Raw genomic sequence first — 15431 nt, forward strand, 5'->3', positions numbered from 1 at the left:
AGATTGATGACGCAGATTGATGCGATCAACAGACGACGCAAGATAGCCGTGTGGCAGGCTTAAGGAGCGAGCGAATGGCGGAGAGTGTCGAGAAGCTCGAAGACGGCATCGTCCGTTCGGCCGAGCAGGTGTCCAGTCAGATTCGCGCGGCGAAGGATGCGATCGGGTCCGTCATCTTTGGCCAGGATCGCGTGGTCGAGAACACGCTCGTCACCATCCTGTCCGGCGGCCATGCGCTCCTGATCGGCGTGCCCGGCCTTGCCAAGACGAAACTGGTCGAGACGCTCGGCGTCACGCTCGGCCTCGATGCCAAGCGCATCCAGTTCACGCCCGATTTGATGCCATCGGACATTCTCGGCGCCGAAGTGCTCGACGAGAGCACGGCAGGAAAGCGCTCGTTCCGCTTCATCTCCGGCCCCGTGTTCGCGCAGCTGCTGATGGCCGACGAGATCAACCGCGCGAGCCCCCGCACGCAGTCGGCGCTGCTGCAGGCGATGCAGGAGCAGCACATCACGGTGGCCGGCGCGCGCCACGATCTGCCGAAGCCGTTCCACGTGCTCGCCACGCAAAACCCGCTGGAGCAGGAAGGCACCTATCCGCTGCCCGAAGCGCAGCTCGACCGCTTCCTGATGGAGATCGACGTCGATTATCCCGATCGCGACGCCGAACGCCGTATCCTGTTCGAGACCACCGGCGCCGAAGAGACGCTGGCGAAGGGCTCGATGACCGCGGATGCGCTGATCGCGGCGCAGCGGCTGGTGCGCCGCCTCCCGGTCGGCGATTCCGTGGTCGAAGCCATCCTGTCGCTGGTGCGCTCGGCCCGTCCGGGTCCTGACAGCGGCGAGGCCGGCAAGTTCATCGCCTGGGGCCCGGGTCCGCGCGCCAGCCAATCCCTGATGCTGGCGGTGCGCGCACGCGCGCTGATCGACGGGCGTCTCGCGCCCTCGATCGACGACGTGCTCGACCTCGCCGAGCCCGTGCTGAAGCACCGCATGGCGCTGACGTTCCAGGCACGCGCGGAAGGCCGCACGATTCCGGACGTGATCAGGCAATTGAAAACACGGATCGGTTGATGGCGGCAGAGAACGGGCACACGGCGAAGGAGATCATCGCGATCCGACGTGCCGATGGCGAAAGCCGTACGCTCGCCGCTTCGCTGCCGCGCCTGGTGTTAGAAGCCCGTCGCATCGCTGCCAACGTCATCCATGGCCTGCACGGCCGCCGCCGCGCCGGCTCCGGCGAAAATTTCTGGCAATACCGCCGCTTCGTCTCCGGCGAGCCGTCGCAGAATGTCGACTGGCGGAGATCGGCGCGTGACGACCATCTCTATGTCCGCGAGCTCGAATGGGAAGCCTCGCACACGGTCTGGATCTGGCCCGATCGTTCGCCGTCGATGGCGTTTGCCTCGAAGACCGCGCGCGAGTCCAAGCTGGAGCGCACGCTGATCGTCGCCTTCGCGCTGGCCGAGCTGCTGGTTGCGGGCGGCGAACGCGTCGGCATTCCCGGTTTGATGGCACCGACCGCAAGCCGCAGCGTGATCGACAAGATGGCGCAGGCGATGCTGCATGACGATGCCATCAGGCTGAGCCTGCCGCCGTCCTTCGTCCCCGCCGCGCTCGCCGAAATCATCGTGCTGTCGGATTTCTGGTCGCCGCTCCAGGAGATCCAGGCGACACTCGCCGGCCTCTCCGGCACCGGCGCGCATGGCACGCTGGTGCAGGTCGTCGATCCCGCCGAAGAAAGCTTCCCTTATTCCGGCCGCGTCGAGTTCGTCGAGCCGGAAGGCTTTGGCATGATCACCGCCGGCCGCGCCGAAAGCTGGGCGCAGGATTACACCGCGCGGCTCGCGCTGCATCGCGACCAGATCCGCGCCGAAACGGGCAAGCTCGACTGGCTGTTCACGACCCATGCGACCGACCGCTCGGCTGCCGAGCTCCTGCTGTTCCTCCATGCCGGCATGCAGGTGAGCAAGTCGGGCGCCCGGACCTCCTCGATCAAGGCGGGGCCGGCCGCATGATGGGATTGCCGCTCGCCTTCACCGAACCGCTGCTGCTGATCGGCCTTGTCAGCCTGCCGGTGCTGTGGTGGCTGTTGCGCGTGATGCCGCCGCGGCCGCGCCGGATCGAGTTTCCGCCGACCCGCCTGCTGTTCGACATCGCGCCGCGGGAAGAGACACCGTCGCGGACGCCGTGGTGGCTGACGGCCCTGCGGCTCCTGGCTGCGGCGCTGGTGATCTTTGCCGCCGCCGGCCCGATCTGGAATCCGCAAACCGGCCTCGCCGGCAGCAAAGCACCGCTGATGATCATGCTCGACGACGGCTGGAGCGCCGCATCGAACTGGGACACCAGGATCAGGGCCGCCGACGAGCTGATCGCGAACGCCGACAACGACCGCCGCGCGATTGCGCTGGTGCCGCTGTCCGAGCCGAACCGCGACATCACGCTGATGCCGGCCGGCGCGGCGCGCGTTGCGCTGCGGCAGATCGTGCCGAAGCCTTATTCGATCGATCGCGTTGAAACCCTCACTGCGATCGATCGTTTCCTGAAGGCGACCGGCGATTGCGAGATCGCCTGGCTGTCTGACGGCGTGGACACCGGCCGCGGCGACGAGTTCGTAGCCGGGCTCGGCAAGACCTTAGGGGAACGCAGCTTGACGCTGTTCGAAGGCGGCACCTCATCCCCGCTGGCGCTGGTTGCGGCGGAGAACGCGGCGGCGAAGATGACGGTGAAGGTGCTGCGCACCGACAGCGGCATTCTCGCCGGCACCGTGCGGGCGCTCGACCAGAAGGCTTCGCCGATCGGCGAGGCGCGTTTCACCTTCGGACCGCAGGACAAGGAAGTCGAAGCCGCGTTCGATCTTCCGGTCGAGCTGCGCAACGACATATCCAGGCTCGAGATCTCGGGCGAGCGTTCGGCCGGCGCGGTGCAACTGCTTGACAAGCGCTGGCGCCGCCGCGCCATCGGCATCGTCTCCGGTTCGACCAGTGAAACATCGCAGCCGCTGCTCGCGCCGACCTTCTACCTGACCCGCGCGCTGGCACCGTTCGCCGACGTGCGGCTTGCCGACAAGGGTTCGCCGCAGCAGGGCATCGCGCAATTCCTCGACCAGAAGCTGCCGATGATCATCCTCGCCGATGTCGGCACCGTCGCGCCCGAATTGCGCGAGCGCCTCAACGCCTGGATCGAGCAGGGCGGCGTGCTGGTGCGGTTCGCCGGGCCCCGTCTGGCGCAGGCCGAAGACGATCTGGTGCCGGTCAAGCTGCGCAAGGGCGGCCGCACGCTCGGCGGCAGCCTGACCTGGGAGAAGCCGCAGCATCTCGCCAACTTCACCGCCGACGGCCCGTTTGTCGGCGTCGCCGTTCCCAAGGACGTCACCGTGAACCGGCAGGTGCTGGCCGAACCCGATGCGGTGCTCGCGACCAAGAGCTGGGCCTCGCTCGAAGACGGCACGCCGCTCGTCACCGGCGAGCATCGCGGCAAAGGCATCGTCAGCCTGTTCCATGTCAGCGCCGACATGCGCTGGTCGGATTTGCCGATGTCCGGCACCTTCGTCGAAATGCTCCGGCGCGTCGTCGACATGTCCGGCTACACCGCCAAGCCCGGCCCTGGCGTTGCCGCTGAGGCGAGCGCCGAGACGCTGGCGCCGTTGCACATGCTCGATGGCTTCGGTGCCTTCGGGCCGCCGCCGGCTGCCGCCAAGCCGCTGACAGCCGATTATCGCGACCGCGCTACGCCGGATCATCCGCCCGGCTTCTACGGTCCGGCAGAAGGACCGCTCGCCGTGAACACGCTTGCCAGCGCCGACCGCATCGCCGCCCTCAACACGTCAGGCCTGCGCGCCCGGCACGCCACCTACACCAACGCCGAGCCGCGCGATCTGCGTGGCTGGCTGTTGTCGACCTCGCTCGCGCTGTTCCTGATCGATGCCATCATCGTCGCGCTGCTCGGCGGCGGCCTTGCCGCGCTGCTGCGCCGCCGCGCCGCGCCCGCGATCATCCTGCTCGGCTTCGTGCTCGCAGGCCTCGCGGTGCTGTCGCCGACGCCGTCGCGGGCCGACGGTGCGTCGGACGATTTCGCGATGAAGTCGACCTCGCAGACCCGCCTCGCCTATGTCGTCACAGGCAATGCCGACGTCGATTCCATCGTCAAGGCCGGCATGGCCGGCCTGACGCTGTTCCTGGCGCAGCGCACCGCGCTGGAAGCCGGCGATCCCGTTGGCGTCGATCCCGCGCATGACGAACTCGCCTTCTTCCCGCTGATCTACTGGCCGATCGTGCCGGGCGCGCCGAAGCCGCCGCAGGACGCCATCAACAAGATCGACGCCTACATGAAGCAGGGCGGCACGGTGATCTTCGACACCCGCGACGCGGTCGAAGCGCCGCCCGGCGACAACGGCGCATCGCAGACGCCGGGGATGCAGGCGCTGCGCGAGATCCTGTCCTCGCTCGACGTGCCTGAGCTCGAGCCGGTGCCGCGCGAGCACGTGCTGACCAAGACGTTCTATCTGCTGCGCGACTTCCCCGGCCGCTTCAACTCGGGCCAGACCTGGGTGGAGGCGCTGCCGCGCGAGGATGACGACGAAAGCGCGCAGAAGCCCGCGCGCGGTGGCGACGGCGTCTCGCCGATCATCATCACCTCCAACGACCTCGCCGGCGCCTGGGCGCTCCGTCCCGACGGCCAGCCGATGCTGCCGCTGTCGCCGGGCGAGCCGCGCCAGCGCGAATTCGCCTACCGCGCCGGCGTCAACATCGTGATGTACACGCTGACCGGCAACTACAAGGCCGACCAGGTGCACGCGCCCGCCCTGATCGAACGGCTGGGGCAATAGGACCGAGATGAATTACGGCATCGCCTTCACGCCGCTGGTTCCTGCGATCGTCCTCTGGATCGCGCTCGCTGCGATCGTGGTCATCGCGATCGTACTGCTGCTTGCGCGGGCGCGTGGCGCAGCCGTGCGCGTGGCGGCACTGGCGCTGTTCCTGCTGGCTCTCTCAAATCCCTCCTTCACGCGCGAGGACCGCGATCCGCTCACCTCGGTCGCCGCCGTCGTCGTCGACAAGAGCCCGAGCCAGAATTTCGGCAAGCGCAACCAGGAGGCCGCGAAGGCGCAGGAAGCGCTGGTCGACAGCCTGAAGAAGATCAAGGGACTCGAGGTGCGCGTCGTCGAGGCCGGACAGGCCGACGGCGAGACCGACGGCACGAAGCTGTTCGGCGCGCTCGCCTCCGCCCTGTCGGACGTGCCGGTCGACCGCGTCGCCGGCGCGTTCCTGATCACTGACGGCCGCGTGCACGACATCCCGGCCAACACCACCGCGCTCGGCTTCCAGGCGCCGGTGCAGGCACTGATCACCGGACAGAAGGACGAGCGCGATCGCCGCATCGCGATCACGGCGGCGCCGCGCTTCGGCATCGTCGGCCAGAACCAGACCATCACCTACAAGCTCGACGACCAGGGCGTGAGCAATGAGCGCGCCAGGGTCACGGTCCGCCGCGACGGCGAGGTCATCAACGAGCGCACGCTGGCAAGCGGCCAGAGCGCGAGCGTCGACGTCGAGATCAAGCACGCCGGCTCGAACATCGTCGAGATCGAGGCCTCCCCGCTCGAGAGAGAATTGACGCCGGTGAACAACCGCGCCGTCGTCGCCATCGACGGTGTGCGCGACAAGCTGCGCGTGCTGCTGGTCTCGGGCGAGCCGCATTCCGGCGAGCGTACCTGGCGTAACCTCCTCAAGTCCGACGCCAGCGTCGATCTCGTGCATTTCACGATTCTGCGTCCGCCGGAGAAGCAGGACGGCACGCCGATCAACGAATTGTCGCTGATCGCGTTTCCGACCCGCGAGCTGTTCCAGCAGAAGATCAACGAATTCCAGCTGATCATTTTCGACCGCTACGCCCGCCAGGGCGTGCTGCCGATCCCCTATTTCGAGAACATGGCGCGCTATGTGCGCGCGGGCGGCGCTGTGCTGGTGTCTGCAGGCCCCGATTATGCCTCGACCAGCAGCATCTGGCGCACGCCGCTGGATTCGGTGCTGCCGGCCGAGCCGGTCGGCGTCACCGAGAAGCCGTTCTATGCGCACCTCTCCGACCTCGGCAAACGCCATCCGGTGACGCGTGGACTGGAAGGCGCGGCGTTCGAGCCGCCGCACTGGAGCCGCTTCTTCCGCACCGTCGACACCCGCAATTCGGTCAACCCGCCGGTAATGACGGGCGCCGACGGCAAGCCGCTGCTGTTCCTGTCGCGCTTTGGCGAGGGCCGCGTCGCGCTGCTGCTGTCCGACCACATCTGGCTGTGGGCGCGCGGCTATGAGGGCGGCGGCCCGCATCTCGATCTGCTCCGGCGGATGTCGCACTGGCTGATGAAGCAGCCGGACCTCGATGAGGAAGCGCTCCGCCTGCAGGTGCAGGGCAAGGATCTCGTCGTGGTGCGCCAGACCATGGCTGATAGCGTGCAGCCGGTGAGCGTGACCTCGCCCTCCGGCGTGTCGCATGATTTGACGCTCAATCCCGGCGATCCCGGCGAGTGGCGCGCCAGCCTGCCGGCGAACGAGCTCGGCCTGTGGCAGGCGACCGACGGCACGCTGAAAGCGCTGATCAATGTCGGCCCGACCAATCCGAAGGAGTTTTCGGAAGTCACCTCCACCACCGAGGCGTTGAGGCCGCTGACGCAAGCCACCGGCGGCAGTTCCGTGCGGATCGCGGACGGCGGCAGCGTCGAGCTGCCGCGCATCGTCCCGGTGCGCTCGGCCGGCATCTTTGCCGGCGACGGCTGGATGGGCGTGCGGATGCGCGACGCCAGCGTCGTCAAGGGCGTCGGCGTGCTGCCGATCTTCGCCGGCCTGATCGGCCTGCTGCTGCTGCTCGGCGCGTTCGCCGCGACCTGGGTGCGCGAGGGGCGCTAGGGCTAAGCGGCTTCGTGGAGCGACAGATGGCCGTATTTTTCGGTGTCCTATGCGCGCTTGCAGTGACTTGGTCGATCGTCAAATATTTCGGCGTCCAATCGGTGGTATCCGACACGCTGCCCCTGCAGTTCCGGGATGGCCTGAACTCGCGCTATGCGATTCCGATCTATGCACTTGAACCATCAACGCCGCTGGCGGTGCAGGCCGAGTATATGAAATCGCTGGCCGGCGGCTGCGTCGCCGTGCCCAGCTTTGCCCTCGCGTGTTTCTTTGCGGGCCAAATGCAGGCCGCCTTGCTGGGCACCCTGGGTGCGACCGTCGTTGTGATTTCGACCGTCAAGTCCTGGATGACGTATCGAGACAACTGCCGTCGACAGATCCTTCCGGCTGATACGAACGAAGCCTGAGACATCGTCTTCGACACCCGTTGCAACAATCACACAGGCCCAGTCGATCGGCGGCCAGCTTCCCTACGCCAGGTTGACAGCCACCTTTCCTTCCGATGTTATATTGTTACATCGTGACGCCCGGTCGGCGCCTCGCGGTGTGGGGTGCGTTTGGATGAAGTGGTTCCGGTCGAATATCAGGCACGGCGCCCGGCTCGCGATATTTGCGATGCTGGTGCAAATCGCGCTGACCTTCGGCCACAGCCATTGGTTCGCGCAGGCTGCGCCGCTTGCTCAGTCCCAGCTGAGCGACCACGCCAAGACCATCGCATCGCCCGATAGCGCGGCGGCCCAGAAGCAGTCACCTGCAAGTCCCGATCGCGAACAGCCGGGCGACGACATCTGCGCGATCTGCGCACTGGTCGCGATGGCCGGCACGGTCATATCAGCGACACCGCCGCTGTTGTTGCTGCCGCAAGCGGTCGAGCTGCTCTACCGCACCACCGACGCCGAATTCGTCCATCTGGAATCGGCCAGCCACGCGTTCCAGCCGCGCGCTCCTCCCGCCTCCTGATCTCCATCGATTGAGCTGCCTTCGGCATCGGCTGCGCCTCGCGCCGATTCCGCTGGGTGATCGAAGACGATCCGTCGCGTGTCGACGGCACGTGCTGCGTGACAAGCCTCTCAACAGAGCTGCGGCGGTGCGTGATCGGAAATCAGGACAATGGTGTCTTCAAAAGCAATATTGGCGGGCTCGAGCCTCGCCGCACTCACGCTGCTCCATCCCGGCGGCGGCGCCATGGCGCAAACGACGGCCCCAACCACGACGCTACCGACTGTCGAAGTCGAAGCACCCAAGCAGACGCAGGCGCCGCGCCGACCCAAGGTTCGCGTCGCTATCGACAAGCGACGCGCAACGCCTCAGGCGCGGCCACAGACCGAGGCACCGGCCGCCGTCGAAGGCCCGGGTGAACGGCTGGATGCCGCGCGCCAATCGATTCTTCCGCCGGGCGGGGCCACTTCCCACACCCTCACGCGCCAGGCGATCGAGGCGCTGCCGCAGGGCAGCAATGCCTCGCTCGACAAGGTGCTGCTGCAATTCCCCGGCGTCACCCAGGACTCGGCGGCGAGCGGCGACCTGCACGTCCGCAACGAGCACGCCAATCTGCAATACCGCATCAACGGGGTCATGCTGCCCGATGGCGTCGGTGCGTTCGGACAGATCCTCGACACCGGTATCGTCGGCAGCCTCAGCCTGCTCACCGGCGCACTGCCGGCGCAATACGGCCAGCGCACCGCCGGCGTGCTCGACATCCAGACCAAGGCCGACGCCTTCAACAACACAGGCGTCGTCGGCGTCTATGGCGGCAGTAACGGCACGATCTCGACCAATGTGGAGTACGGCGGGACGGCAGGCCAGACCCAGTATTTCCTGTCGGGGCGTTTCCTGCAGAACAATCTCGGCATCGAGAACCCGACGCCGTCGGTGAACGCGATCCACGATCGCACCAACCAGGAAAAGGGATTTCTCTATCTGTCGACGATGATCGATCCAGGGAGCCGCCTCACCTTCATGAGCGGCGTGTCGAATGCGACCTTCCAGATCCCCAACAATCCCGGCCAGACGCCTGCATTTACCGCGTTCGGCGTCTCGAATTTCGATTCGTCGCGACTGAACGAGCATCAGAACGAGTTCAACCAGTTCAACGTCGTCTCCTACCAGACCTCGAACGGCGAGTTCGACACGCAGACCTCGTACTTCAACCGCACCAGCCTGCTGCACTTCTATCCCGATCCGATCGGCGATCTCGTCTTCAACGGCGTGTCATCGGACGTCTACCGGCAGAGCGTGGTCAACGGCATCCAGCAGGACACCTCCTGGCGGATCGGCAATGCGCACACGCTGCGCTTCGGCCTGTCGGTGAGCGCGGAGCGAACGCTGGTCAACAGTGGCACGACGGTGCTGCCGCTGGTCGATCCAACTGATCCGACAGCGGGCACGATCGACGCGCCGTTCTCGGTATTCGATTCCAACGCCAAGACCGGCTGGCTGATCGGGACCTACGTCCAGGACGAATGGAAGATCACCAACAATCTGACGCTGAACGCCGGTCTGCGCTTCGACCAGATGTACCAATTCATCGATGCGAACCAGCTCAGCCCGCGCGTCAGCCTGACCTGGAAGCCGTTCGACGGCACTATTTTCCACGCCGGCTATGCGCGCAACTTCACCCCGCCCTCGCAGGTGATCGCGTCCCCCGTCAATCTCGCGCTGGTGACCCCGCCCGGCGCGCCTGCCAACACGCAGACGCCGGAGGTCGGGCGGAACAGCCCGGTGCTGCCGGAGCGGTCGCACGTGTTCGACGTCGGCGTGACGCAGAAAATCTATCCGATCCCGGGCCTCGAGGTCGGCGCCGACGCCTATTACAAGAAGGCGCGCGACCTGCTCGACGACGGCCAGTTCGGCGCGGCCTATGTGCTGAGCGGCTTCAACTACGATCGCGGCGAGAATGTCGGCGTCGAGCTGAAATCGACCTACAAGAACGGCAATTTCAGCGCCTATGCCAACCTCGCCTGGGCGAAGCAGATCGCGACCAACGTGGTCTCGAACCAGTATCTGTTCGGCGCGGACGAACTCGCCTACATCGCGGGTCATTACATCTACACCGATCACGCGCAGATGCTGTCAGGCTCGGCTGGCGCCTCCTATCTCTGGGAGGGCACGCGCTACAGCGTGTCGATGATCTATGGCAGCGGCCTCCGCTCGGGCTTTGCCAACACCGACCATCTGCCGAGCTATACGCAAGTCAATCTCGGCCTGTCGCACGACTTCAACATCGTCGCGCCGAACAAGCCGACGACTGTGCGCTTCGACGTGGTCAATGTGTTCGACACGATCTACCAGATCCGCGACGGCTCCGGCATCGGCGTGTTCGCCCCGCAATACGGACCGCGGCGCGGCTTCTATGTCGGCATGTCGCAGCGGTTCTAGCTGCGCGGCCCTCTTGTGGCGCATCCTTCGAGACGCCCGCCTCTGGCGGGCCCTCATGATGAGGGCGGAGTGCGTGGCTACAGTTTTAGCGGACGCCGATGCCGCTTAGCCTCATCCTGAAGAGACCGCCACCGGGTCCGCGCAACGCGCGGCGCGATGACAGGCTCCGCGGCCGTCTCGAAGGACGAGGCGTGCTCGCAGGTCAACGCTTCACTTGCGATCTGGCGTTCCGCGGGCGAGGTGCCATTCTTCGATGCGGCCAAACTTCAAATATCCTTCGTCAGCTTTCGCCTTCCAGTTTTGGCATAAACCGCGCCGAGGGTATAGCGTGCCGGGCTTTCCGGATTCATGACCCCTGCATATAGCGAACCGGGTTTTCAGGATCCGCCTGGAAGATGCCAGCAACCTCCGCGAATAGGGTCGATACGGCCTCGTGCCTGAGGTCGTCGAACCGCTCGAAACTGAAGTTGTTGCCGCCCATGCGTAGTTCGCCGAGCTTTCCAGCATAGTGGGAAACGATCGGCACGCCTTGCCTGGTCACCGTCACGTACACGGTGATGTAGTTTTTCTGGAGCGCAACGCCGATCACCGGCCAATCCGTGCTTTTCCCAGATTTGATGGCATAGCGAAACTTTCCGTAGCCGATCATCTTCATGCGCATCCCCGCTTCTCCCGCGGGCGTTCCCTGATGGAAATGGCGCTTGAGAGCTGGAGCGGCCGAGACGACCAGCTTGTGCAACGCGATCAGGTCGCGCTTTCGGTCCGGATCGAAATCGAGGTAGGCCTGCAATGTGTCGGCTGTCACGCGGAACATGTGAGCCTCGACTGGACGTTGGTGTGCTAGCCCCGCGCCCTGCTCCAGTCGGGCGTGACCGTCCCCGAGACGCCTTCGAAGGCGCCGTCGACGAGCTCGAACACCAGGACGCGGGCGGCGTCGACCGGGCCCGGCATGGCGACGCGCCCCTTGGGCACGAGCTTGAAGCCGACGCGGCTGTAATAGGGCTCGTCGCCGACCAGCAGCACGATGCGATGCCCCTTGTCCTTCGCGTCCTTCAGAGCCCGCTCCATCAGCATGCGGCCGATGCCGCGGCTGCGGAACGGCGGCTCGACCGTGAGCGGCCCGAGCAGCAGCGCCGGCGTCTCGCCGATCATGACAGGCAACTGCCTGACCGAGCCGACCAGCAAGGTGCCGATGCGCGCAGTGAAGGAGACCTCGAGCAGATGGTCGACATGCTCGCGGATGCGATAGGCGCTGAGCACGAAACGACCGGGGCCGAAGGTACGCTCGTGCAGCCGCTCGATCGCCTGGGCATCGCCTGGGACTTCGGGGCGGACGGTGATGGAGAGATCGTTCATGTTGCCAAAGCGTTTTCGAGCGAAGTGGATCCCGGTTCGCGTTAAGAAAACGCGTCAAAAGAGGGAGCGGAGTAGCATCTTGATCTCGTGCCGTCCATGGCAGCGCGCCGCATCAGTTCCTTTTCGGCGCCGGCTGGGACAGATAGGACAGCATCTTCATCTCCCGCCGTCCCCGCGTCACGGTGTCGAGCACGAGGCCCGAGGAGACCAACAGCATGGCCATGATCATCAGGCCCATCGACAGCACGGCGGTCGGCAGCCGCGGCACCAGCCCGGTCTCGATGAAGGTGATCACAACAGGGATCGACAGCAGCACCGACACGACCGCCAGCAGGATGCCGATCGCACCGAAGAAGCGCAGCGGCTTTTCCGCACGGTAGAGCTTCAGCATGGTACCGAGAATCCGAAAGCCGTCGCGCCAAGTGTTGAGCTTCGAGAACGAGCCTTCGGGCCGCGCGCAATAGGGCGTCTTGACCTCCGCGACCGGCAGCGACAATTCCAGCGCATAGACCGCAAGCTCGGTTTCGATCTCGAAACCATCCGACAGTACCGGGAACGATTTGACGAATCGGCGCGAGAACACCCGATAGCCGGACAGAATGTCCTGGAAATCGCGGCCGAAAGTCCAGGCCAGAAATCCGGTCAGCATGCGGTTGCCAGTGCGATGGCCGAGGCGGTAGGCCGCCTCCGACTGGTCGATGCGCAGTCCGACCACCATGTCGAGATGCTCGTCGAGCAGCTTGTCGATCATCTCAGGGGCGCTCGGCGCGTCGTAGGTGGCATCACCGTCGACCAGCACGTAGATGTCGGCCTCGACGTCGGCGAACATGCGGCGCACGACGTGGCCCTTGCCCTGCCGCCGCTCGCTGCGCACGATCGCACCGGCCTCGCGGGCGACGGCTGCGGTGCGGTCACGCGAATTGTTGTCGTAGACATAGATCTCCGCCGCGGGCAGCGCGCACCGGAAGTTCGCGACGACCGTCGCGACCGCTGCCTCCTCGTTATAGCAGGGCACCAAGACGGCGATGCGGGGTTGCGCCGACGTCATCGCGGCAGCGCTCCCAGGCTCGCCTGCTCGAGCCCGACCGACGTGGCCTCGCGCGCCTTGGCCGGTTGCAGCGTTTGGGCGAACGACAGCGTCCACAGCGACAGCATCGTGATCGGCACGACATAATACGGTGTGAAGATCGGATGGCTCATGAAGAAGCCGAGATTGACCACGAGGTTACCGGCGACGATGAGGGCTGCCTGCCGCACATGCCGCTCGCCGAACCATAACAGCCAGAGCATCGAACCGATCGCAAACACGATCAGCACGATCTGCGTATCGCGCAGATACTGAACGAACACCGCGAGATCGAAAGTCGGCGCGACCACGTCGGCGCTGCCATAGGTCGTCGCCAGTGCGCTGCCGGCGTTGATGGCCTGGGCGATCAGCGTCGGTGCCATGCCAACGAGCACACTGGCACCAAAGGCTAACCCACGCACGAAAGTCGCGAGCGAGCGCGTCCACAGAAAGGGAACGCCGAGGAACAGGAAATAGCCGGCCGCGAGCAGCGCGTTCGGCAGTCTGAAATTGACTGATGCGCCGAGCAGGAGGCCGATCAGCGCGATCAACAAGACGCTGCGCTTGTCCCTGCTCAGCCACAGCGCGGTCAGAAAGCCCGCGACAGCGCACAGCGCCATGGTCGGTGCGACCGAATAGCTTGCCTTGACAGGGTTGATCATGAGAAGGACGGCAAGCCCACCGAACACGCCTGCACCAATGATCGACGATGGTGTTCGCGCCAGGAATATGCCCGATAGTGCGAGGCCGCAGAGGATCACGTTCGCGGCAATGTAAAGCGGCACCACCTGGTGACCTTGCGGAAACAGCGCCAGCAGAAAGCCGGTGCCGGGCGGATACTGGATCACGATCTTGCCGTTCGGCATCGGATTGTGGCAGGGCCAGCGGATCGGATCTCTCCACTCGTCGAAGGCGATCTCCTTCATCTTGCCTTCGAAATAGCGATCGTCGTCCCTGAGCGCGTTGGTGTCGAGCCCGCTGACGCCGAAGCGTTGGAACAGATGTGCCTGCCTGAGATAGCAGATATCGTCATAGACCCCGCGCGCCTCGCTCCAGCGCGACATTGACCAAATGTTGCTGGCGAGGATCGCAAGGCAGATCAGGCCGAAGGCGAGTTTAGCTGACTTCATCAGGTTTCCGTGGCGCCCGTTCGGACCGGTACTAGCATAGCCCGCCCTCACCGCCACGTCGCAATCACGGGCTTGCCGTGGAGCACTTCCGCGATCCTCAAACGCGTCCCGGGCGTCGCTCCCGCAGGGAGCGTGGCAGCATCAAAGAAGCCGCATTCGATGATCTCGCGGTTGGGCTCGGGCAGACGGTCCTGACGGAAATGCCTGACCACGTAGACCGCCACATGATCGCGGCGGGAAACGTGACTGTTGAGAAAGATGCCGTGCAGCACCGCCTCCCCGATCAGGTCGATGTCGCCCTCCTCCTTGAGTTCGCGACGCATCGCCTGCTCCATGGTCTCGCCAAAGTCGACGCCGCCGCCGGGCAGGTACCAACCCGCGACATAGCTGTGCTTGACCAGAAACACCTTGTTGTCGGCATCGAGCACGACGGCGCGGACGCCGAGCGTCATGCCGCGGACCAGCAGGAAATAGGCGTGGAAGAACCGTCGCAGCAGCGGCTCGAATCTTCGTCGGATCTCGTCCAGGCGCTTCACCATGAGCCTCTCGTGACGCACCTGTTCAGGGGTCCCTTGCGTGATGGGCGCGACCTTGCCATTACAGCACGGGAATAGCGAGGCAATCGCGCGCCATGACCGACCCTATGCTGGCACCTTTCACGCTCGCCCATCTGTCCGACCCGCATCTGCCGCCGCTGCCGAAGCCGCGGCTGATCGAACTCGCCGGCAAGCGTGCGCTCGGCTACGTCAACTGGACGCGCAACCGCCACAAATACCAGCGCCGCGAGGTGCTCGACGCGCTGGTCGCCGACATGCAGGCACAGGCGCCCGACCACGTCGCGGTCACAGGCGATCTCGTCAATCTGGCGATGGAGGCGGAATTCGCACCGGCGCGCGCCTGGCTCGACAGCGTCGGGCCGCCCGACCGTGTCACCGCGATTCCCGGCAATCACGACGCCTATGTCCGCAGCACGTATCACCGCTTCGGCGAGGCCTTTGCTCCCTACCTTGCGAGCGACGAAGGCAGCATCGGCTTTCCGGGCGTGCGCCGCCGCGGGCCGGTCGCGCTGGTCAGCCTCTCCAGCGCCGTGCCGACGCCGCCCTTGATGGCGACGGGTACGGTCGGGCGAGAGCAGCTCGCTGATCTCGAACGGGTGCTCGACAAGCTCGCAGCCGAGGACGTCTTCCGCGTGCTGATGGTGCATCATCCCCTAAAGTCCGATGCGCGCCAGAAACGGCTGACGGATTCCGCGAGCCTGCTGTCGCTGCTCAAGCGCAGGGGTGTCGAACTCGTCCTGCACGGGCACGACCACATCCATTCGACGATGTGGTTCGAAGGCCCCAATGGCAACATTCCGGCCATCGGCGTGCCGTCGGCCTCGGCGCTCGCGCACGGCCGCTATCCGGCCGCGGCCTATAATCTGTTCGCGATCGAGAAGGACAATGCCGGATGGCGCTGCGAGCAGATCGTGCGAAGCATCGATCATGGCCTGCAGATCCGGGAGATCAAGCGGGTGCGGGTGGTGTGATCTGATGGCGTCATTCCGGGGCGCGCGAAGCGCGATCTTTGGTGCGCAATTGCGCACCAGAGAATCCATCGGGCG

Annotated in this window: 13 protein-coding genes; 8 read left to right on the top strand and 5 right to left on the bottom strand. The window is 65.5% G+C overall.

Going from position 1 to position 15431, the window contains the following annotated elements; all coding sequences use genetic code 11:
* Positions 1-74 precede the first annotated feature (74 nt).
* The 7 genes from M2427_RS34080 to M2427_RS34110 all read left to right on the top strand — a co-directional run bounded on the left by M2427_RS34080 (position 75) and on the right by M2427_RS34110 (position 10276).
* Positions 75-1073: a MoxR family ATPase gene (locus M2427_RS34080; RefSeq protein WP_280711199.1), complete on the top strand. Its 999-nt coding sequence runs from the start codon at positions 75-77 to the stop codon at positions 1071-1073.
* Positions 1073-2017 carry a DUF58 domain-containing protein gene (locus M2427_RS34085; protein WP_280711200.1) on the top strand — a complete coding sequence of 315 codons (945 nt, stop codon included), beginning with the start codon at positions 1073-1075 and terminating at the stop codon, positions 2015-2017. Before M2427_RS34080 ends, M2427_RS34085 begins: the two co-directional genes overlap by 1 nt.
* On the top strand, positions 2014-4827 hold the full coding sequence (locus M2427_RS34090; RefSeq protein WP_280711201.1) for a DUF4159 domain-containing protein: 2814 nt from the start codon (positions 2014-2016) through the stop codon (positions 4825-4827). Before M2427_RS34085 ends, M2427_RS34090 begins: the two co-directional genes overlap by 4 nt.
* A gap of 7 nt (positions 4828-4834) precedes the next feature.
* The gene (locus M2427_RS34095) at positions 4835-6898 is read left to right on the top strand and encodes a hypothetical protein (RefSeq protein ID WP_280711202.1); all 2064 of its coding nucleotides are present in this window, start codon (positions 4835-4837) and stop codon (positions 6896-6898) included.
* A 26-nt stretch (positions 6899-6924) separates the two neighbouring features.
* Complete coding sequence (locus M2427_RS34100) at positions 6925-7305, top strand: hypothetical protein (RefSeq protein WP_280711203.1); 381 nt, start codon at positions 6925-6927, stop codon at positions 7303-7305.
* A 154-nt stretch (positions 7306-7459) separates the two neighbouring features.
* Entirely contained in the window at positions 7460-7858 is a 399-nt protein-coding gene (locus tag M2427_RS34105) for a DUF2946 family protein (protein WP_280711204.1), read from the top strand.
* A gap of 150 nt (positions 7859-8008) precedes the next feature.
* A complete protein-coding gene (locus tag M2427_RS34110; protein WP_280711205.1) occupies positions 8009-10276 on the top strand; it encodes a TonB-dependent receptor in 2268 nt (755 codons plus the stop codon).
* A gap of 346 nt (positions 10277-10622) precedes the next feature.
* On the opposite strand, the gene M2427_RS34115 is transcribed toward M2427_RS34110, so the two are convergent.
* From M2427_RS34115 to M2427_RS34135, 5 genes are all read right to left on the bottom strand, one after another.
* Positions 10623-11090: a hypothetical protein gene (locus M2427_RS34115; protein WP_280711206.1), complete on the bottom strand. Its 468-nt coding sequence runs from the start codon at positions 11088-11090 to the stop codon at positions 10623-10625.
* A gap of 26 nt (positions 11091-11116) precedes the next feature.
* Positions 11117-11632 (bottom strand): N-acetyltransferase, encoded by a 516-nt coding sequence (locus tag M2427_RS34120; RefSeq protein WP_280711207.1) that lies wholly within the window; start codon positions 11630-11632, stop codon positions 11117-11119.
* A gap of 112 nt (positions 11633-11744) precedes the next feature.
* Entirely contained in the window at positions 11745-12680 is a 936-nt protein-coding gene (locus tag M2427_RS34125; protein ID WP_280711208.1) for a glycosyltransferase family 2 protein, read from the bottom strand.
* The gene (locus M2427_RS34130; RefSeq protein ID WP_280711209.1) at positions 12677-13828 is read right to left on the bottom strand and encodes a hypothetical protein; all 1152 of its coding nucleotides are present in this window, start codon (positions 13826-13828) and stop codon (positions 12677-12679) included. Before M2427_RS34130 ends, M2427_RS34125 begins: the two co-directional genes overlap by 4 nt.
* Before the next feature lie 47 nt (positions 13829-13875).
* On the bottom strand, positions 13876-14367 hold the full coding sequence (locus M2427_RS34135; RefSeq protein WP_280711210.1) for an NUDIX domain-containing protein: 492 nt from the start codon (positions 14365-14367) through the stop codon (positions 13876-13878).
* A 107-nt stretch (positions 14368-14474) separates the two neighbouring features.
* Between M2427_RS34135 and M2427_RS34140 the strand changes: the two genes are divergently transcribed.
* Positions 14475-15356, top strand: a complete 882-nt coding sequence (locus M2427_RS34140) for a metallophosphoesterase (RefSeq protein WP_280711276.1) — start codon at positions 14475-14477, stop codon at positions 15354-15356.
* Positions 15357-15431: the final 75 nt, after the last annotated feature.

This window comes from Bradyrhizobium sp. BR13661 (genome assembly GCF_029892425.1).
Taxonomy (GTDB): Bacteria; Pseudomonadota; Alphaproteobacteria; order Rhizobiales; family Xanthobacteraceae; genus Bradyrhizobium.

What these genes read in the sequence shown, in the direction of transcription:
- M2427_RS34135 (WP_280711210.1), bottom strand. Translation starts at nt 14,367, where the DNA reads ATGGTGAAGCGCCTGGACGAGATCCGACGAAGATTCGAGCCGCTGCTG.
- M2427_RS34085 (WP_280711200.1), top strand. Translation starts at nt 1,073, where the DNA reads ATGGCGGCAGAGAACGGGCACACGGCGAAGGAGATCATCGCGATCCGA.
- M2427_RS34105 (WP_280711204.1), top strand. Translation starts at nt 7,460, where the DNA reads ATGAAGTGGTTCCGGTCGAATATCAGGCACGGCGCCCGGCTCGCGATA.
- M2427_RS34080 (WP_280711199.1), top strand. Translation starts at nt 75, where the DNA reads ATGGCGGAGAGTGTCGAGAAGCTCGAAGACGGCATCGTCCGTTCGGCC.
- M2427_RS34125 (WP_280711208.1), bottom strand. Translation starts at nt 12,680, where the DNA reads ATGACGTCGGCGCAACCCCGCATCGCCGTCTTGGTGCCCTGCTATAAC.
- M2427_RS34115 (WP_280711206.1), bottom strand. Translation starts at nt 11,090, where the DNA reads ATGTTCCGCGTGACAGCCGACACATTGCAGGCCTACCTCGATTTCGAT.
- M2427_RS34090 (WP_280711201.1), top strand. Translation starts at nt 2,014, where the DNA reads ATGATGGGATTGCCGCTCGCCTTCACCGAACCGCTGCTGCTGATCGGC.
- M2427_RS34110 (WP_280711205.1), top strand. Translation starts at nt 8,009, where the DNA reads ATGGTGTCTTCAAAAGCAATATTGGCGGGCTCGAGCCTCGCCGCACTC.
- M2427_RS34100 (WP_280711203.1), top strand. Translation starts at nt 6,925, where the DNA reads ATGGCCGTATTTTTCGGTGTCCTATGCGCGCTTGCAGTGACTTGGTCG.
- M2427_RS34130 (WP_280711209.1), bottom strand. Translation starts at nt 13,828, where the DNA reads ATGAAGTCAGCTAAACTCGCCTTCGGCCTGATCTGCCTTGCGATCCTC.
- M2427_RS34120 (WP_280711207.1), bottom strand. Translation starts at nt 11,632, where the DNA reads ATGAACGATCTCTCCATCACCGTCCGCCCCGAAGTCCCAGGCGATGCC.
- M2427_RS34095 (WP_280711202.1), top strand. Translation starts at nt 4,835, where the DNA reads ATGAATTACGGCATCGCCTTCACGCCGCTGGTTCCTGCGATCGTCCTC.